The organism is Rhizobium sp. BR 315 (assembly GCF_050577975.1).
Classification (GTDB): Bacteria; Pseudomonadota; Alphaproteobacteria; order Rhizobiales; family Rhizobiaceae; genus Rhizobium; species Rhizobium miluonense.
In genome coordinates, this window is sequence record NZ_JARWKZ010000026.1 from 1 (window position 1) to 25,664 (window position 25,664).

Genomic DNA, 25,664 nt, shown 5'->3' on the forward strand with positions numbered 1-25,664 from the left:
TCACCGATACGCCCGCTTCCGAAGTCTCGTGTGCGTCAGATGCCAGTGCCTGCTGGCTGCCGCCGCCCAGAACATCAAGAAGATCGCAATGGCCCTCACAAAGGCGCCAAAGCCAAGCATGGCCTGAGCAGATCAGGCCGTTTCAACAAAATCGAAACGCCACCTTCTCAAAAGCATCAATCCGCAAACACAAAACCCGCCGAAAATATCGACGGGTTTGTCAGCGGTCTGAGGCCGCGCTCTCAGGCGGGGCCTTTTCTTTTCAACCTATCACGGCCCAGCGTTGTTACGCACGGGCCGTGATCAAATATCTTAATGACGCTTCTTGCGCACCGGCTTTGCGCCCTTCACAGGCTTCTGTGGGCCTTGGTCGAAGCTAATCTGCACGATCGTGAAGCCACCGGAGCCGCCGGCGACCTGGATATCATTGTCGGTAAACAGGAACTGCGCCGTGGTCTCGCCCGGCGGGATCTCGGCGACATAGTTGATGGTCTTGCTGTAAAGGGCGTTGTCGTTGTCCATGACGGCGACATGGATCGGCAGGGTCACCTTGCCCGAGCTGCCCATCGGGCCGGCAACCAGACGTCCCTGCGCTACGACGTTAATGCCGAGGCTGGTGCCGTCGCTGGTGCACTGGCGGGTCGCCTGAGCCAGCGAGGCCTGGTAGATCAGCTGCTTCGGATCGTCCTTGGCGCCCTTGGCGTAGGTGCGATAGACCGAGTCATCGTCCCGGATAACCGCCTGGGGGCACTTGCCGGCGATGTAGGCCTGACCGCCCGTCGGCGTGGCACCCGGAGCCGCAGCTTGCGGCGCAACCGTTACTTCCGTTGCGGGCTGCTTGTCATTGTTGCCGCCAATACCCAGAGTGCTGCAACCCGTCAGCAATGCCAGAAGCGAAGCGGAGAAAAGACGACGCGAAACCTTGCCAAACACTATTATTCCACCCTCTCCATATATTTCACATTATCGGTCTGCAGCCTGTCAAACGGGCCTTTTATGACACTTGGCGTTGGTCTATACCAGCGACGCAACGAAAAATCGATTGGGTAGACACCGTTTTGGCTCACTTTTCGAGATCGACAGATTGCCGGAAACAACCTCCACATGGCGCCGATCCCGCGCGCCTTGCGCAAACGCGAAAACCACGCGGCTGATCCGACGCAAAAAGACGGGCCGCCGTCGCTTCGTTCCTCTACCCTCTCAATCGATCACTCAGGCAATTTTGCGACCAAAGGAATTCTAAACCGTGGACTACATTTCAACGCGGGGAGAAGCCCCTGCCCTTGGCTTCTGCGACGCCCTCCTGGCCGGTCTTGCTCGCGATGGCGGGCTTTATGTTCCTCGTGAATGGCCGACGCTGCCGAAAAAGGAAATCCGCGCCTTTCGCGGCAAGAGCTACCAGGAGGTCGCTTTCGCCGTCCTGTCGCCCTTTACCAATGGCGAGATCCCGGCGGATGTCTTCCGCGGCATGATCGACGATGCCTATGCCACCTTCCGGCATCCCGCGGTGGCGCCCCTCGTCCAGACCGGGCCGAACAGCTTCGTCATGGAGCTTTTCCATGGCACGACACTCGCCTTCAAGGACGTCGCCATGCAGCTGCTCGCGCGGCTGATGGACTATGCGCTGGAAAAGCGCGGCCAGCGGGCAACCATCGTCGGTGCCACGTCGGGCGATACCGGTGGTGCAGCGATCGACGCCTTTGCCGGACGTGAGCGCACCGACATCTTCATTCTCTTCCCGCATGGCAAGGTTTCGCCGGTACAGCAGCGCCAGATGACCACTTCGACGGCGGCGAACGTTCATGCACTGGCGGTCAAGGGCAATTTCGACGATTGCCAGAACCTCGTCAAAGCCATGTTCAACGACGCCGCCTTCCGCGACAAGGTCAAGCTGTCCGGCGTCAATTCGATCAACTGGGCGCGGATCATGGCGCAGGTGGTCTATTACTTTACGACGGCTGTCGCGCTGGGCGGCCCGGATCGGAAAATTTCCTTCACGGTGCCGACGGGCAATTTCGGCGACATTTTTGCCGGCTACGTCGCCAAGCGCATGGGCCTGCCGATCGAACGCCTGGTCATTGCCACCAATGAAAACGACATCCTCGCCCGCATGCTGAAAACCGGCCGCTACGAGATGCGCGAAGTCAAAGCCACTACCTCGCCATCGATGGATATCCAGATCTCCTCCAACTTCGAACGGCTGCTGTTCGAAGCCAACGGCCGCGACGCCTCCAAGGTGCGCGCCGCCATGGAGAGCCTGAAGCAGTCGAACGGTTTTTCGATCAGCGAAGAGGCCCAGAAGTTCATCAAGAAGGACTTCCGCGCCGGTCGCGCCAGCGAGAAGCAGGTGGCGGAAACGATCCGCAAAACGCTTGCCGATACGGGCTATCTGCTCGATCCGCATACGGCGATCGGCGCCTTCGTCGCCGAGAAGAACGAGCGGTCGACAAGCCCGATGGTGACGCTTGCGACCGCGCATCCGGCAAAATTCCCTGCCGCAGTAAAATCCGCCTGCGGTATTGACCCGGCGCTTCCGACGTGGCTTGCTGGTCTGATGACCAGGGAGGAGCGTTTCGACATTCTCGATCCGGAGCTTATGGCCGTTGAAAGCTTTATCGGCAAGCGCACCCGGGCCGGCGAATAACAGACGCGGAAAGACAGGCGATGACAGTGGAGTGCACCCGGCTTGCGTCCGGGCTGACAGTAGCGACCCAATCGATGCCACACCTCGAAAGCGTGGCACTCGGCGTTTGGATCAAGTCGGGTTCGCGTAACGAGACCGAGGCAGAACACGGGATCGCCCATCTGCTCGAGCATATGGCGTTCAAGGGCACGGCGCGGCGCAGCGCCCGGCAGATCGCCGAGGAAATCGAGAATGTCGGCGGCGAAGTCAATGCCGCCACTTCGACCGAAACCACCTCTTATTATGCCCGCGTATTGAAGGACCATGTGCCGCTCGCCGTCGATATCCTTGCCGATATCCTGACCGAATCCGCTTTCGACGAAGAGGAACTCGCGCGCGAAAAGCAAGTCATCCTGCAGGAAATCAACGCTGCGAACGACACGCCCGACGACGTGGTCTTCGACAAGTTTTCCGAGGTCGCCTATCGCGGCCAGACGCTCGGCCGCGCCATCCTCGGCACGCCGGAGACCGTCGTCTCCTTCTCGCCGAAACAGATTCGCCACTATCTCGACCGCAACTATACGACCGACCGCATGTTCGTCGTGGCGGCCGGCGCAGTCGATCACGAAAGCTTCGTGCGTCAGGTCGAGGAGCGTTTCGCCAGCCTGCCGACGAAACCGTCCGCTCCGCCCGTTATCGAGCCTGCCCGCTATATCGGCGGCAACATCCGCGAGACGCGCGACCTGATGGATGCGCAGATCCTGCTCGGCTTCGAAGGCCGCGCCTATCACACGCGCGACTTCTACTGTTCGCAGATCCTCGCCAATATTCTCGGCGGCGGCATGTCTTCGCGCCTCTTCCAGGAAGTGCGCGAATTCCGCGGCCTCTGTTATTCGGTCTATGCCTTCCACTGGGGCTTCTCCGACACAGGCATCTTCGGCATCCACGCCGCGACCGGCGGCGAGAACCTGCCGGAATTGCTGCCCGTCATCGTGGCCGAGCTGCACAAGTCGTCCCACGACATCCAGCAGCAGGAAATCGAGCGCGCCCGCGCGCAGATTCGTGCGCAGCTTCTGATGGGCCAGGAAAGCCCGGCCGCTCGCGCCGGTCAGGTCGCCCGGCAGATGATGCTCTACGGCCGTCCGATCCCGAATCAGGAGATGCTTGAGCGCCTGCAGGGCATCACCATCGAACGCCTGACCGATCTTGCCGGCCGGCTGTTCTTCGATACAGTACCGACGCTTTCGGCGATCGGGCCGCTGGAACAGCTTGCACCGATGGAAGACATCGTCACGTCGCTGTCGTCACCGGCGCGCGCCTCCAAAAGCGCGAGCGGCTAGGGGCACGCCGCGAGCCGATGGGTTCAATTCTCGGGGGAGTGCTTGGCGGCATGCAAAAATCTGTCTTTCGGTTTCTCTCACGTCATCCGGACGCGGTTGAACTCGAAGACGACACATATTTGCTGCGCCTGCCGCGCTACTCCGATTTCAACCAGTGGCACAGGCTGAGGGCCGAAAGCCGGCGCTTTCTGGAGCCCTGGGAGCCGACTTGGCGGCATGACGAGCTGACGGAGGGCGCCTATAGGGCGCGCATCATCAGGGGCAAGCAGGAATACAACTCCGGCCAGGCCATACCGCTCTTCATTTTTCTCAGGGAAAACATGACGCTGGTTGGCGGCATCACGATCGGCTATATTCGCCGCGGTGCTGCGCAGAGCTGCATGATCGGATATTGGATGGGCGAGCGCTATTCCGGTCAGGGCCACATGTTCGCCGCACTTCGGTTGGTTATACCCTATATCTTTTCCGGACTTGAGTTGCACCGTATTGAAGCAGCCTGTATTCCGGATAACGAGCGTAGCATGCGGCTTTTAGAAAAAGCCGGTTTCCAGCGGGAAGGTCATTTGCGCGGTTATCTTAAAATCAACGGTCAGTGGCGCGACCATGTGATGTTTTCAAGGCTGGCATCCGACGCCGGCCCGAATCAAAGCACCGACCAGCGATGATCGCCGGATTCATGCAGACGCGGCACATGGCCTGGCGGCTACGCGCGCCGATCGCAGCGCTTGCGGCAACCATGCTGCTGTTGATCGCTGGAATGGCGCAGGCAGCCGAGCCCGTAAAGATTTCGCGAGACGATACCGCTCTCGACCTGACGGCAACGACGGAAATCTACACCAATCAGGGCGAAGCTTTTCAGGTTTCGACGGCGGCCGGCGCCGACGGCATTCGCCGACGCATCGAGGTCAGATCCTCTTCGGCGAACCACCAGGGCGACTGGGCGGTCTTTGCGCTCGCCAACGTTTCTGAAGAGCAGCTCGAGCGCGTCATCGTAACCCCGCATTTCCGCCTGGTGAATTCCAAGGTGTTCTGGCCCGACCTCGGCTCGCAGCGCATCGTCGCCATTACGCCGAGCGAAGGTTTCGCGCTCGACCGTCAGCCGAGCGACGAGGCGGACGTTTTCCGCATCACGCTGAACCCCGGCGCCGTCGTTACCTTCGTTGCCGAGCTTTCGTCTCCGAACCTGCCGCAGCTCTATCTCTGGGAACCGAACGCTTACAAAGACACGGTCAACGCCTTCACGCTCTATCGTGGCATCGTGCTTGGCATCGCCGGTCTGCTGGCTGTCTTCCTTACCATTCTCTTCGTCGTCAAGGGCACGTCGATGCTGCCGGCGACGGCGGCGCTCGCCTGGGCGGTGCTCGGCTATATCTGCGTGGATTTCGGCTTCCTCGGCAAACTCATCAGCATAACCTCCAGCGATCAGCGAATATGGCGTGCCTGTGCGGAGGTGGCGCTCGCGTCGAGCCTGGTGATCTTCCTGTTCACCTATCTCAATCTCAATCGCTGGCATGCCCATCTCGGCTATGTGACGCTCGCCTGGGTCCTCGGCCTTGCGTTGCTTTTCGGCGTGGCGATCTACGATCCGTCGATCGCGGCCGGCATCGCGCGGCTGTCGCTGGCGCTGACGGCGACGGCCGGCCTGCTGCTCATCATCTATCTCGGCTTCAGCCGCTATGACCGCGCCATCCTGCTCGTGCCCGCCTGGGCCTTGATCCTCGTCTGGCTGTTCGGGGCCTGGATGACGGTCATGGGCAAGCTCGACAACGACATCATCCAGCCGGCGCTCGGCGGCGGCTTGGTGCTGATCGTCCTGCTGATCGGCTTCACTGTCATGCAGCACGCCTTTGCAGGCGGCGCTTTCCAGCAGGGTCTATTCTCGGATCTGGAGCGGCAATCCCTAGCGCTGACCGGTTCCGGCGACACTGTCTGGGACTGGGATGTGGCACGCGACCGCGTCGTGACAACGCCCGATATCTCGATGAAGCTCGGCCTTTCGCCCGGCACCATGCATGGCGCAGCGCGCAATTGGTTGCCGCGACTGCATCCCGATGATCGAGACCGTTTCCGTGCCACGCTCGACGTGCTTTTGGAACATCGGCGCGGCCGGCTGAACCACGAATTCCGCATTCGAGCCGAGGATGGGCATTTCCACTGGCTGTCGATTCGGGCCCGGCCGGTGCTTGGGTCGAACGGCGAGATCATTCGCTGCGTCGGAACCATCGTCGACATCACCGAGCAGAAGAACTCGATCGAGCGGCTGCTGCATGACGCAGTCCACGACAATCTGACAGGATTGCCGAACCGCCAGGTCTTCCTCGACCGCCTGCAGTCCGTTCTGACGCTCGCATCCGATGGAAATCAGTTGCGGCCGACAGTCATGATGATCGATATCGACCGCTACAAGCTCGTCAACGATACCCTTGGTTTTGCTGCAGGCGACAATATCCTGATCGCGCTGACGCGGCGTCTTCGCCGTCTCATGAAGCCGCAGGATACGCTGGCCCGCCTTTCGGGCGACCAGTTCGGCCTCATCCTCGTTTCCGAACGCGATCCGGCCAAGGTCGCCGATTTTGCCGATGCGATTAGCAAGGCGATCATGGTGCCGATCAATTTCGCCAACCGCGAGATCATCCTGACGGCATCGGTCGGTCTGACATCGTGGGTCGATCAGCAAGAGAACGCGGCCGGTATGCTGAGCGACGCCGAGCTTGCCATGTACCGCGCCAAGCGCGCCGGCGGCAATCGTGTCGAGCCGTTCCAGCCGGCCTTCCGCAGCTTCGGCACCGACCGGCTGCAGCTCGAAACCGATCTGCGCCGCGCCGTCGAGCGCAAGGAGCTTTCGCTCGTCTACCAGCCGATCGTGCGCCTTGAGGACGCTGAAGTCGCGGGCTTTGAGGCGTTGATGCGCTGGGAGCATCCGAAGCGGGGCAATATCCCGCCATCGGAGTTCATCCCGATCGCCGAGGCTTCCGATATCATCGGCCCGCTCGGCATGTTCGCGCTGGAGCAGGCCACCAACGATCTGAAGGCATGGCAGCGACAGACCGGTGACCTGCCGCTGTTCGTCTCCATCAATCTTTCCAGCGTGCAGCTGCTCAACAACGAGCTTTATGACGATATCCGTGCCCTGCTCGCCAAGACCCATTGCGATCCGCACCGGATCAAGTTGGAGCTGACGGAATCGCAGGTGATGGAGAATCCGGAACAGGCGCGGCTCGTGCTCGACAAACTGCGCGACGCCGGCATCGGCCTGGCGCTCGACGATTTCGGCACCGGCTATTCATCGCTCGCCTATCTAACCCGCTTCCCCTTCGACACGATCAAGCTCGATAAGGCGATGGTCCGCGACGACAGCGACAAGAAGGCGGTCCTGCTGCGCTCGGTCATTTCCATGGCGCGCGAGCTCAACATGCGCGTGGTTGCCGAGGGTATCGAATCCGAAGAGGATGCGCTGGAGCTTGCCAAGATCGGCTGCACCTACGGCCAGAGCTTCATCTTCGGCCCGCCGATGGGTTCGGATTCCGTGATCCGTCTGTTGAAGGAACGCTTTCCGCTGACGAGGCGCGCTTAAGGCATTTCCCCAATCATCGTCGATGACTTGCGGCGCCTATCCGGCGCCGCCAACCAGTTCCCGTATATAGTCAAGCTTCACGACCACGGGCGGCGAGAGAATGAATGGATAGGAATCCGGTTGGCCCATGCTGCGCTGGATGGAATTGATTGCTACGCTCAACGGGATCCAGGCCTTGACGAGCTGATCGGCGCTTTCGGCCTTGTAGGGATTGAAATCCACTTCTGTGGCCATGTCGTGATAGCTATGGGGGTCGATCGCAAGGCCGAAGGAACGCGCCGTTTCCAGCGTGTCGACGATATGCACATAATGCGCGAAGCATTCGGCAAAATCCTCCCAAGGATGGGAGCTTGCATAGGCGCTAATGAAGCTTTCCTGCCAGTTCGCGGGCGGGCCGTTATCATAATGGACCTGAAGCGCCAGGCCATAATCGGCACGCTCGTCGCCGAAGACGGCACGAAAGGTATCGAACTGGCCGCGGTCTCGAACGAGCTTATTCCAGATGAAATGCCCGGTCTCGTGGCGGAAGTGACCGAGCAAGGTGCGGTAAGGCTCGTTCATCGAGGTGCGCGCCTGCTCGCGCGTCACATCGTCAGCTTCAGCAGCACGGATGGCGATCAGCCCCTCCTCGTGGCCGGTCATGGCCGGGACGACGGTGTCGCCCTGTACTTCATCCTCCAGGAAATCGAACACCAACCCGCCTTGAGGATCTTCCGTCCGATCGGGAAGCGGCAGGTTCCAGCGCAGAAGGGAATAGAACAAATGCCGCTGAGCCTGCCCGATGCGCCGCCAGCGATCTATCCCCTGCTCCATGTCGGTGTTTGGTACAAGGCGATTGTGACGGCAGGCGACGCAATAGGGCTGCGGATCGTCCGCATCGATGAGCCAGTCGCAGATATCGAGTCCGGCATTGGCGCAGAAACGGACGTGCCGTGCCGGTTCGGAGACGAGATGCCAGTTCGAATCGCCATCGGCTTCCAGAGCATGAATTGCCAGACGATCCGGAACGAAGCCGAGCTGATGGCCGCAACGGACGCATTGCCTATTGTCGAAATGCACAGGTTGACCGCAATGGTCGCAGGTGAAAAGCCGCATGCTTCCCTCGCAAAATCTATCGGCCACGGCAAAGAGCCTGCCACGTTTCCGAAACAGGCGAGGCGCAGCAGCGATTATGGATTGGTAAATACAAGCAGCCGATCACATCCGGTCGACGGCGCCCTCGACCTTATCTTCGGCCTTGCCGGCGATTTCGTTCACCTTGCCGGATACCTTGTCGGTCGTAGTGCTCATGTCTACGCCTCCTTGGCCGGCACGGCGGTATTGCCGTCGCTCCTTCAGGAAAACGTGACGAATGCCATTTCGTTCCGAAAGAATGTGGATCGGCTCAGCTGTGACCCGCATGCGGCGATAGCATCGCAGCATTGATTCCCATCAGCGCCAAGGCACGCTCATATTTGTTGTCGAGGCTGCGATCGAAGATCAGTTCTTCCTTTGCCGGGCAATTCAGCCAGCCATTGTTGCTGATCTCCGCCTCGAGCTGCCCTGCCCCCCAGCCGGCATAGCCGAGCAGCATGGTGGCGCGTTTCGGCCCGCTTCCCTTGGAGATGGCCCGCACGATATCGAGCGTCGCCGTCAGGCTAATATCGTCGCTGACCGGAATACTGCTGTCGCTGAGATAATCGTCGGAATGCAGAACGAAGCCGCGGCCGCTTTCAACCGGACCGCCGGTCTGGATCGGGAAATCCCGTGCGTCCGCCGGAAGGACAATGGCATCTTCGTCCTTGATCATGTCCAGATGCAAAAGGACATCCGTGAATGTCAGCTTCTGCGGCCGGTTAATGACGAAACCCATGGCCCCGGCATCGGAATGAGCGCAAATGTAAATGACCGTCCGATTGAAGTTCCGATCTTCCATGCCGGGCATGGCGATCAGGAACTGACCGTCGAGCAAACCTCTTTCGCGTCTATTCTTCAGCGTCGATAGGGACATCGTGCCTCCTGACCGCAGTTCATAAATGCACCGCTAAAAACAAGATGAGGCAATGTCATAAATCAATCAACTGAAAATGATCATTTCTTGTTTATGCGGCGCTGGCTCCATTCCGTCCGATCCGTTAAGTCCTGTTTTCATGATCGGATTTGCTACCTTCACCCGCCTATCGACCCTATCAGCCGCGGCGCTTGCCGCCACTCTCTGCCTCGGCCTTCCTGCCCGTGCCGCGATGAGCAACTGGGTTGACAACCAGGGCGGCCGCATGCGCCTTGTGGCGCTGCCGCCGGACACGCAGGGCCACATCCGCGCCGCTTTGCAGATCGAACCGCAGCCCGGCTGGATCACCTATTGGCGCGAACCGGGCCAGAGCGGAATTCCGCCGCAGGTCACCCTCAAGCCCGGAAGCGGCGTGACGCTGGAGAAAGCCAGCTATCCCATTCCAAAGCAGATCATCGTCGGCAACATACATGAGATCGGCTACGACGCGCCGGTGACGCTGCCGCTCGATTTCAAGATCGAAGGCAAGTCTCCAGCAAAGCTGGAATTGACCGCCTTCATCGGCCTCTGCAAAGAGATCTGCATCCCCTTCCAGGCGGATTATTCCCTGTCACTGCCAGCTGACGAACAACCGACGACGCATGAACTGGCCCTGCTGGACGCGGCGAAAGCCTCGCTGCCGCAGGCGCCATCCTCCGATTTCACCGTTCAGGGTCACAGCCTGTCGGCAGATGCGCAAAGCCTCTCGCTCCACATCATTTTACCGGAAGCGGCCGGAGATGCCCCGGCGGTTTATGTCACCGGTCCTGCGGGTTATGTGTTCTTCCAACAAGCGAATGCGAAGCGGGAAGGCACCGCCTACTCGACCGATATTGCTATCGGCAAGCTGCCGAAGAACTATGATATCAAGGGCAAAACCTGGGGCGTTCTGGTCGTCGACGGCGACCGTGCCATGGAAACTAGCCTTGCGTTGAAATAGGCCGGATCTATAGTTCTGCCCGACAATTTCTGTCCAATCGGAGGCGGTTCAAGCGCCCCGAAATCTTGTCCCAAGGAGAGAGTCATGACCATCGCAATCGGCGATAAACTGCCCGCCGCCACCTTCAAGGAAAAGACCGCCGACGGCCCGGTCGAGATCAGCACCGAGCAGCTCTTTGCCGGCAAGCGCGTCGTGCTCTTCGCCGTTCCCGGCGCTTTTACGCCCACCTGCTCGCTCAACCATCTGCCGGGCTATCTGGAAAATCGCGACGCCATTCTCGCCAAGGGTGTCGATGATATCGCCGTCATCGCGGTCAACGACTGGCATGTGATGGGCGCCTGGGCGCAATCGTCCGGCGGCATGGGCAAGATCCATTTCCTCGCCGACTGGGACGGCTCCTTCGCCAAGGCGCTTGGCCTCGATATCGACCTCTCCGCCGGCGGCCTCGGCGTCCGCTCGAAGCGTTACTCCATGCTGGTGGAAGACGGCGTGGTGAAGACGCTCAACATCGAGGAAAGCCCTGGCCAGGCAACAGTTTCAGGCGCTGCGGCGATGATCGAGCAGCTTTGATCGCCAATTTCAGCTAGAGATGAAAGGGCGCCTCGACGGCGCCCTTTGCTGTTTTTGCACGCTTGCAGGATCTTCGATCCGATCGGATCGGATCGGGCTCGATACGCACTGGTCGCCTAGCTCTCTAATTCACCTCCTGCTATCGCCAGCCACACTCATTCCACCTGCCGCCTCTTTTTCGACACATTCCCTCGGCTACAACATGTAATGTTATTACATAAATGAAAGCCCCGAGAATGCCATTCGACCATGATCCCTTCGCGTCCTCCCTGATGGGGCGCTCCGCCTTGATGCGCCTTGCCTATGTCGCCGTCGGCATAGCCGTGCTTTGGGCGGCCATCGGCTGGGCGGTGGCCTTGGCATGAGCGACCTGATCCGCCTCAGCAACCTCACCGTCACCTACGAGCGTCATCCCGCCGTGCACCATATTTCGGGCGGCTTTGCCGCTGGCAGCCTGACGGCGATCGCCGGGCCGAACGGGGCCGGCAAATCGACTTTGCTCAAGGCGATCGTCGGCGAATTGCGGCCGGCGGAGGGGTCGATCGATCGCGGGGCACTGGCACGCAATGATTTCGGCTATCTGCCGCAGGCGGCGGATATCAATCGCCGCTTTCCGATTTCGGTCGCCGATACCGTCATGCTCGGCGCCTGGAAGAATGCCGGCGCTTTCGGCCAGTTTTCGCGCAAGGATGCAGAACGGGCGCGCGAGGCGCTTGGCATCGTCGGGCTCTCCGGCTTCGAAAACCGGCATATCGGCTCGCTTTCGGCCGGGCAGTTCCAGCGCGTGCTCTTTGCGCGGCTGCTGCTGCAGGATGCGCGCGTCATCTTGCTCGACGAACCCTTCACCGCCATCGACCAGCGCACGACGCGCGACCTACTCGACCTCGTTCTTCGCTGGAATAGAGAGGGGCGGACCGTCATCGCCGTGCTGCATGATTTCGAGCAGGTGCGCGCGCATTTTCCCGAGACGCTGCTGATCGCCCGCGAGCTCGTCGGCTGGGGGCAGACGCAGGCGGTGATGAGCGCGGCAAACCTCATCAAGGCGCGCGCAATGGCCGAACGCTGGGATGAGGCAGCGGAAGAATGCTTGGCCGAAGGCGAGCAGGACGACGGTAGCTTGGCGAAGCGGGAGCCGGCCGAATGACCGCCTACGATATTTTCCTCGCGCCCTTTGCGGATTATGGCTTCATGCGGCGAGCGCTTGTCGCCTGCCTCTGCCTCGGTCTTGGCTCCGGCCCGATCGGCGTGTTCCTGATGCTCAGGCGCATGAGCCTGATGGGCGATGCCATGAGCCATGCCGTGTTGCCGGGTGCGGCCATCGGCTATCTTATCGCCGGCTCGCTGTCGCTGACGGCCATGGGGCTCGGCGGGCTGGTGGCCGGCCTTTCGGTGGCGCTGCTGTCCGGCCTCGTCAGCCGCATGACGGTGCTGCAGGAGGATGCGAGCTTCGCCAGCTTCTATCTCACATCCCTCGCGCTCGGCGTTCTCATCGTGTCGCTGCGCGGTTCCAACATCGATCTGCTGCATGTGCTCTTCGGCACCATTCTGGCGATCGATGCGCCCGCCCTCTACCAGATCGGCGCGATCACGACCGTCACGCTGCTGGCGCTTGCGGTCATCTATCGACCGCTCGTGATGGAATGCTTCGACCCCGGCTTCCTGCGCGCCGTTGGCGGCCGCGGGCCTGTCTATCACTTCCTCTTCCTGCTGCTCGTCGTGCTCAATCTCGTCGCCAGCTTTCAGGCGCTCGGCACGCTGATGGCCGTCGGGCTGATGATGCTGCCGGCGGCCGTGGCGCAGCTCTGGTCGCGCAGCTTGCCCGCGATGATGGCGATCGCGACGGGAACGGCGGCGGTGTCAGGCTATATCGGCCTTATCGCCTCCTACCACCTCGAATTCGCGTCGGGGCCAACCATCATCATTACCGCCAGCGTGATCTACGGCTTCTCCATTCTCTTCGCACCCTCGGGCCTTGCCCGGCGGTTCTTCCCCCGTCCCCATCTCCGGGGCTAATCCGAACAAGGAGACTCGCATGAACAAACAGAGACTGCTTCTCTCAGCCGCGGCATCGGCCTTCATCGCCTTTGGCGTCGCTGCCCCCGCCTCGGCCGAAACGTTGAATGTCGTCGCTTCCTTCACCGTGCTTGCCGATGTCGTCAAGCATGTCGGCGGCGACCATGTGAAGGTGTCGAGCCTCGTCGGCCCGAATGGCGACCCCCATGAATTTGAGCCCTCCCCTGCCGATGCCAAGACGTTGAATGCCGCCAAGGTCGTCTTCGTCAGCGGCGAAGGGCTGGAAGGCTGGATGGACCGGCTGATCATCGCATCGGGCTATAAGGGATCGCCCGTCGTTGCCTCTGAATGCATCAATACCCGCACCATGGTCGATGATGGCAAGACGGTCATCGATCCGCATGTGTGGAACAGCCCGGTCAACGTGAAGGTCTGGGTCGGCAATATCGAAAAGGCTCTATCCGCTGCCGACCCGGCCGACGCTGCCGATTTCAAGGCCAATGCCGAGCGCTATACCAAGGTGCTGACCGAGCTTGACGCCTATGCGCACAGCAAGTTCGACAAGATCCCGGAAGACCGCCGCAAGGTGCTGACCAGCCACGACGCCTTCGGATATTTCGGCCGTGAATACAAGGTCAGCTTCCTGTCGCCTCTCGGCGTTTCCACCGAGACCGAAGCCTCGGCCGCCAACGTCGCCAAGCTGATCGAGCAGATCAAGACCGAGCATGTGAAGACCTACTTCTTCGAAAACTCGAACGATCCGCGCCTGGTCAAGCAGGTTGCCAAGGCGACCGGCGCGGAGCCTGGCGGCGAGCTCTATGTCGAGTCGCTTTCAAAGGCCAACGGACCGGCTTCGACGTACGAGAAAATGTTCCGTTATAACGTTGACCAGATAGCTGCGGCGATGGCGAAGTCGAGCTAAGCCGAAGATCGGGCAAGCAGTAAACAAACCGGGTCGCAGGACTGTTTCACCTGCGACCTGCGTGCCTGAAGCCACTCTGCTTAAATATTGAGATCGAAGACGAGAATGCCAGCCAAGCCGCCGTCCGTCGAAGAGACGATCCTCTCACCGACGGCGACATGATCTGGATGGACGAGATAGGCATCGCGCGCTTCCGGGCTCTCGAACGTCACGGCAAAGCCATCGACGAAGCCGCCATGCAGCCCCTCCGGCGAAACATTCGGCCCATATTTCACATCGACGATGCCGGGAATGACCTTCTGCAAGGCGACGACGGATTCGAAGAGCGCCCGCTTCTCATCCTGTGTCATGGCGGATTTGAGCCGAAGAAAAACGCAATGCAGGATCATGAGTCAGCCTCCCTGGGTGTTTGGGGCAGCATAGAGGGAAAGGAGTGAGGGGCAAGACGCCACGCCACGAGCATCGCATTTTTACCGGCAATGAATGTTGTCGAGAGATAGCTCCCCTTCCCGCAAGAGCGGCAATGGTTTCCTTGATGTGAACATCCCGGCTTGACTTATTCATAGCTCGGCAGCTATACGTTAATTCATAGCCGGTGAGGTATGAATTGAAATGTCGAATGCGCATGACTTGCTGTTCCGGACGCTTGCCGATCCGACGCGCCGGGCCATTTTCGAGAGGCTGTGCCGTGAAGGTGAAAAGACTGTCGCGGCGCTGACGGCTCGGGCTGGAGTGTCCCAGCCCGTCGTCTCAAAGCATCTTGCCGCCCTGAAGCGTGCCGGCCTGGTGCGCGATCGCCCGGAAGGCCGGCAGACGCATTACAGCGCGCAGCTTGCAGCCCTGGCGCCACTGACCGACTGGACAAATGAGATGACCGGGTTCTGGGAGAGCCGGTTCGACGACCTTGAAGATCTACTCAGAAGGATGGACCAATGAACGATACGTCAACCGAGATCCGCTCCGTCGTTGTCGAGCGGGAGGTCGCCTTTCCGCCGGAAAAGATCTGGCGCGCGCTGACCCAGCCGCATCTAATCGAGGAATGGCTCATGAAGAACGACTTCAAGCCAAGTGTGGATCATCGTTTCAAGCTCAGCGCCGAATGGGGCTCCGTCGACTGCCGCGTTCTGGAAGTCGAGCCGAATAAGACCCTCTCCTACACATGGGATGCCTATGGCCTGGAGAGCGTCGTCGTCTGGACTCTAACACCGACAGGCACGGGAACCCGCCTGCGCATGGAGCAATCCGGCTTCCGGCCTGATCAGCAACAGGCCTATGTCGGCGCCCAATATGGCTGGCAGAAATTCTTCGCAAACCTGGATCAGGTTTTGGCGCGCCCGGACTGACATCCGATCGACCTATCAGAACAACGAGAAGCAAGAGCAAATCGGCTCGCCTTTGGAGGAGGCAAGATGAATTGGAGCAAGTATATTCGGCAGGTCCATCGTTGGCTTTCCATCATCTTTACGGTGACGGTTATCGCCAATTTCGTCGCAATGGCGATCGGCACGCCACCGCCTTGGGTGGTTTACTCACCACTGCCGCCGCTCTTCCTGCTGCTGTTCAGCGGCCTATACATGTTTGCGCTGCCCTACACCTCCGCAAGGCGAAGTTCACATGGTATCGCTGAACGGGGATGACTTAGCCAGTTGCCAAAGACAGCTGACAGATGGCCGTGTCCCCAAGTAGCGGACACGGCCTCGACCATTCATGCAACAGCGCGGGCAGTGATTGGCTATTCGCCAGCCCGCTTGAGCTGATGCCAACCCAGCATCGATTTCGCCCTCGCGTTCGAAACCGGGTCGCCATCCTCGACCACGTTGAAGACGCGGATCAATAAGGTTTTCACGGCAAGCAAGGCGGCGCGCGGCATCATCCACATGCAGGGTTATAGCTCCGATCGGCACATCACAGCCGGTCCCCGGTCCATAAAGCAGGCCATATCGCAAAACCGCGCCGGCAATGCCTGGGGTCGTGAGGGTGAGGGCTTCAAGCCTTCTGATCACGGTCGCGCCCTCCTGAAGCGGGGTTTCTTCCGTGATCTGGCCGGCACCGGCTTGATAGGACCAGGCGATATCCATCCTGCTGCTGTCGCTGGACGCGTTCAAGATGGGGGTTGGCGTCTTCGATATGCCTGAAGATCATGTTGGCTCTCGCGGAATTGGAACAGCCAAGAGCTACGCTTCCCTCGGCTCGGTCGATAGAACCAAAAAGCGAAAAATGGACTGGGCCATGACCTTTGATCAAGGGCAGCATCGCCTTGTGGCAGCCATAGGCCGCATCGAGCGCTTATCGCAGCTCGGCTTTCTTCACCGGCTGCTTGTTCGCAGTCTTGTTTGGACGGAGGGCCTACCTGCTGGCACTCGCTCGGATTGCAGCTCATATCGTCATCTATTTCATCATCGGCCTTCCAGACGCCATCTTTCAGGGTGAAGAAGTCTTGTGAAAGGCAAATTGATCGAAAGCTTTCAATCGGCTCCGGGGATGGCATGAAGAAGCTGGTGGCAATTGCGCTCTTGTGTGCTTGTCTTATCGCAGGAACGCTCTATGCCTCGGTGGGCGGCGACTATCCGCCGCTTAACGATGGTGATCTGATTTTTCAGACGTCGACTAGCAGCCAATCGGGCGCCATCATATTCGCGACCGGTTCGACCTTTTCGCATATGGGCATCGTGAAGAATGACCATGGCGTCATCACCGTCATCGAAGCGGCCGCGAAGGTCAAGGAAACGCCGTTAAAGGCCTGGGTCAGCCGCGGCTTGCTGAAGCGGGTTGCGATCTATCGTGATCAACGCCTCACGCCTGAAATGGCACAACAGCTCCTGTCTTACTCCCGCACGCTATATGGCAAGCCCTACGACCTGTTCTTCTCCTTCAACAACGATGCGATCTACTGCAGCGAGCTGCCCTATCTCGCCTACAAGGCTGTGGGGATCGAGATCGGCAAGACGCAGAAAATATCGGCGCTAAATATCGACAACATGCTTGTCAGGAAGCTGGTTCAGTCGCGATGGCAGCGCGACAGCGAATGCACAGAGCGCGGTTACGATTTCGACCAGTGCTATCAATACATCCTCAACCAGAGCCTGGTGACTCCGATCAGCATTGCCAACGATCCAAATCTAAAAATGATTTACTCGAACTATCCGCTGTGATGGGTGCGATGCTTGGCGTCGATGGGATCGACAACCGAAATAACCCCGCCAGAGAAAATCTGGGCGAATAGCGAAGACAACCGCCCCTACTTCCGTTTAAACGGCTCCATGCCCTTGCGCGCCAGCTCGTCGGCCCGCTCGTTCTCGGGATGCCCGGCATGGCCCTTGACCCAATGCAGCGTCACCTTGTGCCTGTTATAGGCCTCATCGAGCGCCTGCCACAGCTCGGCATTCTTCACCGGCTTCTTGTCTGATGTCTTCCAGCCGTTCTTCTTCCAGCCAAAGATCCATTTGGTGATGCCGTCTTTGACGTAAACGCTGTCGGTGTAGAGATCGACTTCGCAAGGCGCCTTCAGTGCGCCGAGGGCCGATATGGCCGCCATCAACTCCATGCGGTTGTTGGTGGTGTCCGCCTCGCCGCCGCAAAGCTCCTTCTCCACCTCGCCATAGCGAAGCACGGCTCCCCAGCCGCCGGGACCGGGATTGCCCGAGCAGGCGCCGTCGGTGAAAATATCGATGTGCTTCATGCCTGCAGCCCATATTCGGCTGATGAGGCGATCTGGCGGTGGAAGCGCAGCTTGCGCAGATATTCGATCGGGTCTTTCTTGGTGACAAGAGCACCGGCCGGCGTCGTCAGCCAATCATAAAGGCGCGTCAAGAAGAAGCGCAGCGCCGAGCCGCGGGCCAGCGTCGGCAGCGCGGTAATCTCGGCTGCACTCATCGGCCGCACGCTCTGATAGCCTTCCAGCAGCGCCTTGCCCTTGGTGATGTTGTAGGCATGATCCTTCTCGAAGCACCAGGCATTGAGGCAGATCGAGACGTCATAGGCGAGCTGATCGTTGCAGGCGAAATAGAAATCGATCAGGCCCGACAGCTTGTCGCCGAGGAAGAAGACATTGTCCGGGAAAAGATCGGCATGGATGACGCCTTCGGGCAAGTTCTTCGGCCAATGCTTTCCGAGGAAATTGAGCTCGCTGCGGATCTCGTCCTGCAGGCCGGCTTCGACTTCATCGGCGCGCGCCTCAGACTTTTCCCAGAGGAGCTGCCAGCCTTCGACCGACAGCGCGTTCGGGCGGCGGATTTCAAACCCTTCGCTGGCGACATGCATGGCGGCCAGCGCCTTGCCGACTTCGCGACAATGATTGGCATCGGGCTTGCGCAACCACATGCCTTCGAGGAAGGAGATCAGCGCGGCCGGACGACCGGAGAGATGGCCGAGCAAAGCGCCGTCACGGCGCGGCAGCGGCAGCGGGCAGGACAGGCCGCGGCTTGCCAGATGCTGCATCAACCCCAGGAAAAACGGCAGGTCGCCCTTGTCGACGCGCTTCTCATAGAGCGTCAGGATGAGTGGATCACGCGTCGTGTGCAGCAGGAAGTTCGAATTCTCGACCCCCTCGGCAATGCCCTTGTAGGAAAGCAATTCGCCGACCTCGTATTCCGTCAGGAACCACTTCAGATCGTCTTCGGTAATATCGGTATAAACAGCCACGAAATAGTCCTGCGCTTGGGCACTTAGGGATCGGTCATTCGCCGTTGACGAAAGCCATGTCAGCGGTCGTCAGCTCAATGCTGCGCAGCTCGCGATTGACGAGGAAATTCTCGGTTTCCTTGACGGTCTCGGCAAGCTCCACAACAGCATTGTAGCGGGCACGGAACGCTTCGATGATCTCGTTGACGATAACTTCCGGCGCAGATGCACCAGCCGAAAGGCCGACGGTTCGGATATCGCCGATATTATCCCAATCGATCTCCGAAGCGCGCTGGACAAGCACCGATTTTGTTGCCCCTGCCCGCAGCGCCACTTCGACGAGACGCTTGGAATTCGAGGAATTCGGGGCGCCGACGACGATGAAGAGATCGCAGCCCGGAGCCGCCTCCTTCACCACTTCCTGGCGATTGGTCGTGGCATAGCAGATCGAATCGGCGGCCGGCGCCGTGAGATTGGGGAAGCGCTCCTGCAGCTTTGCAATCACGCCGGCGGTGTCGTCGACTGACAGCGTCGTCTGCGTGACGAAGCCGAGATTATCGGGATCGGCGGGCTCGTAGGCATCGGCATCCTCGACCGTTTCGATCAGCGAGACCGCACCTTCGGGCAATTGCCCCATGGTGCCGATCACCTCGGGATGCCCGGCATGGCCAATCAGGACGACGTGGCGGCCAAGGCGATTGTGGCGCATGGCCTGCTTGTGGACCTTGGAGACCAGCGGGCACGTCGCATCGAGATAGAAGAGATTGCGTGCATCGGCATCGGCCGGCACCGATTTCGGCACGCCATGGGCGGAGAAGACGACGGGCTGAGCGCGATGTTCGGCCGGGATCTCGTCCAGTTCCTCGACGAAGATGGCGCCCTTGGCCTCCAGACCTTCGACGACATAGCGATTATGCACGATCTCGTGGCGGACATAGACCGGCGCGCCATAGGCCTTCAGCGCCAGCACGACAATCTGGATGGCGCGGTCGACGCCGGCGCAGAAGCCGCGCGGCCCGCAGAGCCGGATGGTCAGGTCAGGTTTGGAAACGGCTATGTTCATATCTCTTCCGAAATGCGCGACGATGGCTTGAGCATAGATAGTGCCCCATGCCGCCTGCTCCATCTAGTCCGCATGATCTTGTCCAAAAACCGCTGCGCACTTGTTGGGATCATGCTCTAGACGAATATTCCGTCGAAATGAAGCTATTTTGGCAACCGGATCGTCATTTTGTGTTCCTCATCCGTTCTTGATATGAGGTAGCTCCATTAAGGCATTTTGTCGAGAGTCCGGAACCGATGTCCAACTATTCGAACGCCACTTGGGCCGGCATGATCGCCATGGGTCTGCGGCTGTTCGTGCATTGCACGCCATGCGACAAGTCTGTCGAGATCGATATGACCAGGCTGCCACCGGAGGGAAGGGCGATCGGCGCCAGGTTCCGCTGCAAGGATTGCAATCGGCTCGGCACGAACGCGGTGATCCACAAGAGTGCCTATCGAGCGGTGCCGTATCAGCGGTCGTGCCCCCGCGATACCGCTGGGCTAAAGCCGCTCAGCGAACGGACGAAAAGTCAGTAGGTAAAAGGAAACTGCTCGCTATCCGTTCGATGATCGGCCCGTTAGCTTCGCTGGCAGCGCTCACACTCCGCCACTCAGCGTCTGTGACAAATGCGGACCACTTCGCCTCTCGCTCAGCTAGACTTTCCCACCTCAGCAAGTATGTGAGTTGGTTACTGTCAGGCCCCACAGCAGTCGTCCAGAATCCGGCTTGCTCGATACCAAGCCTCTTCCAAATGCCGAGCGTGTGAACTCGAAAGCGCGCAAGTAAATCGGGGAGACGTCCAGGAACGGCGAGATAAACTCTCTGTTCGTATATCATGCTCACTTCCAGGTTACGGGGTTGCATGTGATCGAAACACCTATATTCGTCCAGCAGGTGGTGTCAAGCGAAGCGAAGGTGCCCTCCCTATCGCCTCGTTACCGACGTTGCTGGCGCTGAGGCGGTCGATCCCCCAGTCTCAGACCTCAAGTTCACTCAATGAGATTGAGCGACTGTTGTTGCGCGACAAAGACATGCAGTGCGCTTATTTGAAAAGAGGGACACCCATATCTACGATCTGCACTCCTTGCCGTTCTCAGGGTGTTCCCAGCCATCGTTGATCGAGAGAGCCCGGTCTACGCGAGCCGGATGTGATCTCGATGGCCATTCATCGAGAACCGGCAGCATTGCAAGCGCGTCATCTAGCTTGTAGCCGGCCTTACGCTTGGCAGCTCTATTGCCGATTTCACTGGCTCGGCGCATCCGGATGACGTTTGCGCCACCAGGAGATCGCGACGATTGCAGCCAGCGCCACCGCCAGCCCGTACCATGTCACCGCATATTGCAGATGATTGTTCGGCAGATCGATGATGGTGACGCCGCCCACTGGCAAGCCCCGCGGATTGGGCGTCTTGTCAGCGTCGATGAAGAAAGGCAGCACCTTGTCCTTCGGCAGCCCGACGCTGGATGCCATGACGTCGAGATCCTTCCAGAAGAAGAAGTTCTTGACGAGATCGTTGTCCGGCATGCCATCGGGCCGGCTTGTGAGCCTGGCGCGCACAAGGCCGGTAAGGCTCTGTTCGCCGGTCAACTGTCCCTGCTTGCGCATCTCCGGCTCTTTGGCCGCAGAAGGGACGAAACCCCTGTTGACGAAGACGTAGCGACCGTCGTCAAGCTGCAAGGGCGTGTAGATGTAAAAGCCGGGTTCGTCGCCATAGGTGGCGAGGAAATGCCGTTCCTTGTCGTTGAGATAGTGGCCGCGCGTCGTGACGACGCGATATTCGATGTCGCCGCCGGAGGCAGCCATGGCCTCTACCGCCGATAGCGGCACGGCCGGTGCGTCCTTGCGCGCGGAGATATCGGCCAGCAGGCCCTCTTTCCAATGCAGCCGCTCGACCTGCCAGGTGCCGAGCCCCAGCAGAATGACGAGCGCGGCAAGCAGGATCAAAGCCTTGCCGATCTGCCACAAAGGATTGGCGCGGCGAGCAGGCACGGCGATCTCAGTCACCGCTGATACGCCCTTCGGCGGCATTGTTGCGGTACTGCAGAGCGATCAGAATGCCCTTGCACCAGCGCAGGGAAAGCAGCGACAGAATGATGGTCAGCGGCGCAAACAGCACTATGTAAACCCAGATCGGCGGCGCGTAATTGACCTGCATCCAGAGGACCAGACCGATGACGATGAAGCCGACGATCAGGATGACAAAGACCGCGGGACCATCGCCCGCATCGGCGAAGGCATAATCGAGATTGCAGGCGGAGCAGCGTGGCTTGATCGACAGCAGCCCGTCGAAAAGCTTGCCATGGCCGCAGCGCGGGCAGCATCCCTGGATACCGACCTTGAACGGATCGACGGGTGCAAAGAGAGCACCATCATTATGCGGCGCCTCAGTGGAGTTTTTGTCTTGCTCTGAGCTCAAAGTCCGGTCTCGATCAGTCTGCAATTGTGGGCGAGCATCATGATCTCGCCCCTGACATAATCAGTAGCCGTGATGCATCCATTCGTCCAATCGAAAAGCTCACTTATCGCTGCTCCGACCTAGATATCAGCAAAGAGGATCTGTCTCATGGAACATGGCGAGAGCGAGACCGCAGGCCAGATCATCATCCTGAACGGTGCGCCGCGATCTGGCAAATCGAGCATTGTCGAAGCCATCCAGGCCGGATTCGACGGCGTGTGGGTCAATCTCGGCGTCGACGCCTATGTGCGGCACATCACGCCGGCGCGCTATCGCCCGGGCATCGGTTTGCGTCCCGGCGGCGAGCGACCCGATCTCGAGCCGTTGGTTCCGCGCTTCTATGCCGCACTCTATGCCTCGATCGCCGCCCATAGCCACCTCGGATTGAATGTCGTCGCCGAGTTCGGGCATCACGACGCCTATTCGCGCCCGCTCGGCATCCTTGCCGCTTGCGCAAGGCAGCTTGCGGGATTGCCTACCCTTTTTGTCGGGGTGCGCTGTCCGCTTGATGTGGTGATGCAGCGCCGGCTGGCGGAGGGGCCGGAAAGGCAGGGCGTTTATGTTGCCGTCGAAGCCGGCGCACCCATTCCCCCGCCGGTCGTCGCCTGGCAAGACCATGTGCATCGCCCAGGCATCTACGATCTGGAGGTCGATACTTCAACGAAAAGCCCGCAGGCATGGTCAGAAGAGATCAAGCTGGCGCTTGAGCGCGGTATTCCACGTCCGTCGGCATTCGAACGGCTGGCAGCCGGCGGCGGCTAGTGCAGAAGCAAAAAAGGCGGACGCCAGACGCCCGCCTTCTATCCTTAAAAGATCGTGGCCGATCAGCCAGCTGCGACTGGCGCGCCCCAGCTGCCCCAGATGTAGATGCAGAAGAACAGGAAAAGCCAGACGACGTCGACGAAATGCCAGTACCAGGCAGCCGCTTCGAAGCCGAAATGCTGCTTCGGCGTGAAATCGCCCCTGATGGCGCGGACCAGGCAGACCAGCAGGAAGATGGTGCCGATCAGAACGTGGAAGCCATGGAAACCGGTCGCCATGAAGAAGGTCGCGCCATAGATCGAGTTCTTGAACGCGAAGGGCGCATGCGCATATTCGTAAGCCTGCACGCAGGAGAACAGCGCGCCGAGCAGCACGGTGAGCGTAAGGCCCTGGATCAGTCCCTTGCGGTCGCCATGCAGCAGCGCATGGTGCGCCCAGGTGACCGTGGTGCCTGACAGCAGCAGGATGACGGTGTTGTAGATCGGCAGGTGCCAGGGATCGAGCACCTCGATGCCCTTCGGCGGGAACTGGCCGCCGAGGAATGCCGTGCGCGATGCCTGAATCGCTTCGTTCGGGAACAGGCTGACGTCGAAATAGGCCCAGAACCAAGCAACGAAGAACATCACTTCGGAGGCGATGAACATGATCATGCCGTAGCGCAGATGCAGCGATACGACACGCGTATGCGCGCCTTCATGCGCTTCCTTGATCGTATCTGCCCACCAGCCGTACATGACGTAGAGGACCACGGCCAAACCGATGAAGAACAGCCAAGGCTGAGCGAAATTGATCCCGAACAGATGCACCGCGCCACCGTTGAGGTAGCGCATGAAGCAAACACCGCCGAACGTAATCACGAAGGCACCGAAGGCCGCCACGATCGGCCATGGGCTAGGATCGATAATGTGATAGTCGTGTTTTCTCTGATGCACTTCGGCCATGTCAGCAATCCCCGAATAACTTTTCCCATATTGCTTCCGGTCAAACCGAAAAGCACTCTCCATCAAAGCTTCTTTTCCGCCGGCTTCACTGCGCCGTCGTTCGATGCCACGGGTTTTGCGCCTTCCCGTGGGTAGTAGGTGTATGACAGTGTCAGCGCGTTGATCGTCTTGGTTTCCACTGCCTTGGCGATCTCCGGATCGACGTAGAAAACCACCGACATGTCGCGCTTTTCCCCTGGCGCGAGATCCGTCTCATTGAAGCAGAAGCACTGGACCTTGTTGAAATACACACCGGCTTCCAGTGGCGAGACATTGAAGATCGCCTGCCCGCGCTCCGTCTTGTCGGACTTGTTCTCGATCTGGAACTTGACCTCGATCGTCTCGCCAATCTTCGGGCTCACCGAGCTCTGCAGCGGTTTGAAACCCCAGGGCAAACCGGGTGCGACATTGGCGTCGAAGGAAACCTGGATCCGCCTGTCGAGAATAAGGTTGGACACCTGCTCGACGCGCTGCGTCGTGCCGTTATAGCCCGTCACCTGACAGAAGAGACGATAGAGCGGCACGGCTGCGGCGCACATGGCGCTCATGCCGATGACGAAGCTTAGGCACATGGCAACGACCAGCCCGTTGTTCCGGCTGCCGGTTCTTGCGTTCTTTGTTGCCTCCTCCTCCATCACGCCTCCTCAAACGTGTCCGGAACCGACCTTGATGATGGTGATCGCGTAGAACAGGATCACCAGGCCGGCCAATACCAGGCCGAGCGCTATGTTGCGCCCGCGCCGCGATTTCTTCTGCGCTTCCGTCAGCTTGACAAGCTCGATCATAGCCAGCCTCCTGCGCCGCTCGACATCAACACAGCGGCAAGCCGGTCGATCAGCAGCGCGGAAAAGATCGCAAAGAGATAAAAGATGGAAAAGCCGAAGAGCTTCTTTGCCGGCACCATCTTTACGTCGCCATCGGCCATGCGCCAGACGGCGATGGAACAGTGTATGAAGATCACGCCAAGAATTGCGGCTACAATGCCGTAACCCAGGCTTGCAAAGCCCATGAAGGTGGGCACAACGCCGATGATCGCGGTCAGAACGGCGTAGACGACGATCTGGTTCTTGGTCGACGGGATACCGGCGACGTTCGGCAGCATCGGCACGCCGACGGCCTCGTAGTCGCCCATCTTGAACAAGGCGAGCGCCCAGAAATGTGCCGGGGTCCAGAGGAAAATGATCAGGAAGAGAACGATGCTCTCGACCGTGACGCTGCCCGTCACGCAAGCCCAGCCGATAACGGGCGGAAAGGCGCCGGCGGCACCGCCGATGACGATATTCTGCGGCGTCGAGCGCTTCAGCCACATCGTGTAGACGACGGCATAGAAGAAAATGGTGAAAGCGAGGATGCCAGCGGACAGCCAATTGATGGCAAGGCCGAGGATCGTCACCGAGAAGCCTGACAGCACCAGGCCGAACGCCAGAGCTTCGGACGGGCTGATGCGACCCGAGGGGATCGGCCGGCGTGCCGTACGGCTCATGACCGCGTCGATATCGGCATCGTACCACATATTCAACGCGCCGGATGCGCCGGCTCCGACAGCAATGCAGAGGATGGCGATGAAGCCGAGAACCGGATTGATATGGCCGGGGGCCAGCACGAGACCGGTGAAGGCGGTGAAGACGACCAGCGACATCACGCGCGGCTTCAAAAGCTCGAAATAATCGCGCGCGCTCGCTTCCGACAGGCCGCTTTCGGCTTGTTTTGCGAGTGCTTCGTGATTGTCGACGACCGTCATTCTTTTTCCAATTATTCAGTTGAGACGGACGCCGCTTATCACGGCGTCC

31 protein-coding genes are annotated in these 25,664 nt (G+C 59.8%); 16 read left to right on the forward strand and 15 right to left on the reverse strand.

Annotation, left to right across the window (positions count from 1 at the left end):
• Positions 1 to 312: 312 nt before the first annotated feature.
• Positions 313 to 933 (reverse strand): hypothetical protein, encoded by a 621-nt coding sequence (locus QD409_RS22020; protein ID WP_092856614.1) that lies wholly within the window; start codon positions 931 to 933, stop codon positions 313 to 315.
• A gap of 313 nt (positions 934 to 1,246) precedes the next feature.
• Here QD409_RS22020 and thrC point away from each other — a divergent pair, with 313 nt between their 5' ends.
• From thrC to QD409_RS22040, 4 genes are read left to right on the forward strand one after another with little or no spacing between them, the layout of a single operon-like run.
• The gene (gene thrC / locus QD409_RS22025; protein ID WP_092856612.1) at positions 1,247 to 2,644 is read left to right on the forward strand and encodes a threonine synthase; all 1,398 of its coding nucleotides are present in this window, start codon (positions 1,247 to 1,249) and stop codon (positions 2,642 to 2,644) included.
• 20 nt (positions 2,645 to 2,664) lie between these two features.
• Positions 2,665 to 3,963, forward strand: a complete 1,299-nt coding sequence (locus QD409_RS22030) for a M16 family metallopeptidase (RefSeq protein ID WP_092856611.1) — start codon at positions 2,665 to 2,667, stop codon at positions 3,961 to 3,963.
• Between the two features lie 50 nt (positions 3,964 to 4,013).
• On the forward strand, positions 4,014 to 4,628 hold the full coding sequence (locus tag QD409_RS22035; RefSeq protein ID WP_092856608.1) for a GNAT family N-acetyltransferase: 615 nt from the start codon (positions 4,014 to 4,016) through the stop codon (positions 4,626 to 4,628).
• Positions 4,625 to 7,537: an EAL domain-containing protein gene (locus tag QD409_RS22040; protein WP_430763702.1), complete on the forward strand. Its 2,913-nt coding sequence runs from the start codon at positions 4,625 to 4,627 to the stop codon at positions 7,535 to 7,537. Before QD409_RS22035 ends, QD409_RS22040 begins: the two co-directional genes overlap by 4 nt.
• Before the next feature lie 36 nt (positions 7,538 to 7,573).
• Here the strand turns inward: QD409_RS22040 and QD409_RS22045 are convergent, their stop codons facing one another.
• Positions 7,574 to 8,632, reverse strand: a complete 1,059-nt coding sequence (locus QD409_RS22045; RefSeq protein ID WP_092856603.1) for a zinc-binding metallopeptidase family protein — start codon at positions 8,630 to 8,632, stop codon at positions 7,574 to 7,576.
• 289 nt (positions 8,633 to 8,921) lie between these two features.
• Positions 8,922 to 9,527 (reverse strand): YqgE/AlgH family protein, encoded by a 606-nt coding sequence (locus QD409_RS22050; RefSeq protein ID WP_092856600.1) that lies wholly within the window; start codon positions 9,525 to 9,527, stop codon positions 8,922 to 8,924.
• Between the two features lie 139 nt (positions 9,528 to 9,666).
• On the opposite strand from QD409_RS22050, the gene QD409_RS22055 reads away from it, so the two are divergent.
• From QD409_RS22055 to QD409_RS22080, 6 genes are all read left to right on the forward strand, one after another.
• The gene (locus QD409_RS22055) at positions 9,667 to 10,506 is read left to right on the forward strand and encodes a protein-disulfide reductase DsbD domain-containing protein (protein WP_167668109.1); all 840 of its coding nucleotides are present in this window, start codon (positions 9,667 to 9,669) and stop codon (positions 10,504 to 10,506) included.
• Between the two features lie 84 nt (positions 10,507 to 10,590).
• Complete coding sequence (locus QD409_RS22060) at positions 10,591 to 11,076, forward strand: peroxiredoxin (protein ID WP_092856597.1); 486 nt, start codon at positions 10,591 to 10,593, stop codon at positions 11,074 to 11,076.
• Positions 11,077 to 11,312: 236 nt separating this feature from the next.
• Positions 11,313 to 11,441 carry a hypothetical protein gene (locus QD409_RS22065; protein ID WP_280949819.1) on the forward strand — a complete coding sequence of 43 codons (129 nt, stop codon included), beginning with the start codon at positions 11,313 to 11,315 and terminating at the stop codon, positions 11,439 to 11,441.
• Positions 11,438 to 12,220, forward strand: coding sequence for a metal ABC transporter ATP-binding protein (locus QD409_RS22070; RefSeq protein WP_092847135.1), 783 nt, complete (start codon positions 11,438 to 11,440; stop codon positions 12,218 to 12,220). The genes QD409_RS22065 and QD409_RS22070 overlap by 4 nt, the downstream gene beginning before the upstream one ends.
• Positions 12,217 to 13,089 (forward strand): metal ABC transporter permease, encoded by an 873-nt coding sequence (locus QD409_RS22075; RefSeq protein ID WP_092847133.1) that lies wholly within the window; start codon positions 12,217 to 12,219, stop codon positions 13,087 to 13,089. The genes QD409_RS22070 and QD409_RS22075 overlap by 4 nt, the downstream gene beginning before the upstream one ends.
• Positions 13,090 to 13,108: 19 nt before the next feature.
• Entirely contained in the window at positions 13,109 to 14,011 is a 903-nt protein-coding gene (locus QD409_RS22080; protein ID WP_092847131.1) for a metal ABC transporter solute-binding protein, Zn/Mn family, read from the forward strand.
• 80 nt (positions 14,012 to 14,091) lie between these two features.
• Here QD409_RS22080 and QD409_RS22085 read toward each other — a convergent pair whose 3' ends face one another.
• The gene (locus QD409_RS22085; protein WP_092847129.1) at positions 14,092 to 14,400 is read right to left on the reverse strand and encodes a Dabb family protein; all 309 of its coding nucleotides are present in this window, start codon (positions 14,398 to 14,400) and stop codon (positions 14,092 to 14,094) included.
• Between the two features lie 223 nt (positions 14,401 to 14,623).
• Between QD409_RS22085 and QD409_RS22090 the strand changes: the two genes are divergently transcribed.
• The 3 genes from QD409_RS22090 to QD409_RS22100 all read left to right on the forward strand — a co-directional run bounded on the left by QD409_RS22090 (position 14,624) and on the right by QD409_RS22100 (position 15,648).
• Positions 14,624 to 14,947, forward strand: a complete 324-nt coding sequence (locus QD409_RS22090) for an ArsR/SmtB family transcription factor (protein WP_092847127.1) — start codon at positions 14,624 to 14,626, stop codon at positions 14,945 to 14,947.
• Positions 14,944 to 15,354 (forward strand): SRPBCC family protein, encoded by a 411-nt coding sequence (locus QD409_RS22095; RefSeq protein ID WP_092847125.1) that lies wholly within the window; start codon positions 14,944 to 14,946, stop codon positions 15,352 to 15,354. The genes QD409_RS22090 and QD409_RS22095 overlap by 4 nt, the downstream gene beginning before the upstream one ends.
• A gap of 66 nt (positions 15,355 to 15,420) precedes the next feature.
• On the forward strand, positions 15,421 to 15,648 hold the full coding sequence (locus tag QD409_RS22100; RefSeq protein WP_092847123.1) for a hypothetical protein: 228 nt from the start codon (positions 15,421 to 15,423) through the stop codon (positions 15,646 to 15,648).
• 95 nt (positions 15,649 to 15,743) lie between these two features.
• Here QD409_RS22100 and QD409_RS22105 read toward each other — a convergent pair whose 3' ends face one another.
• Positions 15,744 to 15,890, reverse strand: a complete 147-nt coding sequence (locus QD409_RS22105; protein WP_159432157.1) for a hypothetical protein — start codon at positions 15,888 to 15,890, stop codon at positions 15,744 to 15,746.
• A gap of 607 nt (positions 15,891 to 16,497) precedes the next feature.
• Here QD409_RS22105 and QD409_RS22110 point away from each other — a divergent pair.
• Entirely contained in the window at positions 16,498 to 17,163 is a 666-nt protein-coding gene (locus QD409_RS22110; protein ID WP_092847115.1) for a YiiX/YebB-like N1pC/P60 family cysteine hydrolase, read from the forward strand.
• Positions 17,164 to 17,249: 86 nt separating this feature from the next.
• On the opposite strand, the gene rnhA is transcribed toward QD409_RS22110, so the two are convergent.
• The 3 genes from rnhA to ispH are packed head-to-tail and all read right to left on the reverse strand — an operon-like array spanning position 17,250 to position 19,694.
• Positions 17,250 to 17,690, reverse strand: a complete 441-nt coding sequence (gene rnhA, locus QD409_RS22115; RefSeq protein WP_092847113.1) for a ribonuclease HI — start codon at positions 17,688 to 17,690, stop codon at positions 17,250 to 17,252.
• Positions 17,687 to 18,652, reverse strand: coding sequence for a homoserine kinase (locus QD409_RS22120; RefSeq protein WP_092847111.1), 966 nt, complete (start codon positions 18,650 to 18,652; stop codon positions 17,687 to 17,689). Before QD409_RS22120 ends, rnhA begins: the two co-directional genes overlap by 4 nt.
• A gap of 34 nt (positions 18,653 to 18,686) precedes the next feature.
• Positions 18,687 to 19,694, reverse strand: coding sequence for a 4-hydroxy-3-methylbut-2-enyl diphosphate reductase (gene ispH, locus QD409_RS22125; RefSeq protein WP_092847164.1), 1,008 nt, complete (start codon positions 19,692 to 19,694; stop codon positions 18,687 to 18,689).
• Between the two features lie 236 nt (positions 19,695 to 19,930).
• Between ispH and QD409_RS22130 the strand changes: the two genes are divergently transcribed.
• Entirely contained in the window at positions 19,931 to 20,212 is a 282-nt protein-coding gene (locus QD409_RS22130) for a hypothetical protein (protein ID WP_092847109.1), read from the forward strand.
• Here QD409_RS22130 and QD409_RS22135 read toward each other — a convergent pair.
• The 3 genes from QD409_RS22135 to QD409_RS22145 all read right to left on the reverse strand — a co-directional run bounded on the left by QD409_RS22135 (position 20,187) and on the right by QD409_RS22145 (position 22,093).
• Positions 20,187 to 20,540, reverse strand: coding sequence for an NIPSNAP family protein (locus QD409_RS22135; protein WP_430763703.1), 354 nt, complete (start codon positions 20,538 to 20,540; stop codon positions 20,187 to 20,189). The genes QD409_RS22130 and QD409_RS22135 overlap by 26 nt on opposite strands.
• Positions 20,541 to 20,919: 379 nt before the next feature.
• Positions 20,920 to 21,681 (reverse strand): SURF1 family protein, encoded by a 762-nt coding sequence (locus tag QD409_RS22140; protein WP_092847105.1) that lies wholly within the window; start codon positions 21,679 to 21,681, stop codon positions 20,920 to 20,922.
• The gene (locus tag QD409_RS22145) at positions 21,674 to 22,093 is read right to left on the reverse strand and encodes a DUF983 domain-containing protein (protein ID WP_425348528.1); all 420 of its coding nucleotides are present in this window, start codon (positions 22,091 to 22,093) and stop codon (positions 21,674 to 21,676) included. The genes QD409_RS22140 and QD409_RS22145 overlap by 8 nt, the downstream gene beginning before the upstream one ends.
• Before the next feature lie 147 nt (positions 22,094 to 22,240).
• On the opposite strand from QD409_RS22145, the gene QD409_RS22150 reads away from it, so the two are divergent.
• Complete coding sequence (locus QD409_RS22150) at positions 22,241 to 22,894, forward strand: chloramphenicol phosphotransferase CPT family protein (protein ID WP_092847103.1); 654 nt, start codon at positions 22,241 to 22,243, stop codon at positions 22,892 to 22,894.
• A gap of 62 nt (positions 22,895 to 22,956) precedes the next feature.
• Here the strand turns inward: QD409_RS22150 and QD409_RS22155 are convergent, their stop codons facing one another.
• From QD409_RS22155 to QD409_RS22170, 4 genes are all read right to left on the reverse strand, one after another.
• Positions 22,957 to 23,835 carry a cytochrome c oxidase subunit 3 gene (locus QD409_RS22155; protein WP_092847101.1) on the reverse strand — a complete coding sequence of 293 codons (879 nt, stop codon included), beginning with the start codon at positions 23,833 to 23,835 and terminating at the stop codon, positions 22,957 to 22,959.
• 62 nt (positions 23,836 to 23,897) lie between these two features.
• On the reverse strand, positions 23,898 to 24,509 hold the full coding sequence (locus QD409_RS22160; protein ID WP_092847099.1) for a cytochrome c oxidase assembly protein: 612 nt from the start codon (positions 24,507 to 24,509) through the stop codon (positions 23,898 to 23,900).
• Positions 24,510 to 24,518: 9 nt separating this feature from the next.
• The gene (locus tag QD409_RS22165; protein ID WP_037149692.1) at positions 24,519 to 24,659 is read right to left on the reverse strand and encodes a hypothetical protein; all 141 of its coding nucleotides are present in this window, start codon (positions 24,657 to 24,659) and stop codon (positions 24,519 to 24,521) included.
• Complete coding sequence (locus QD409_RS22170; RefSeq protein WP_092847097.1) at positions 24,656 to 25,615, reverse strand: heme o synthase; 960 nt, start codon at positions 25,613 to 25,615, stop codon at positions 24,656 to 24,658. Before QD409_RS22170 ends, QD409_RS22165 begins: the two co-directional genes overlap by 4 nt.
• Positions 25,616 to 25,664: the final 49 nt, after the last annotated feature.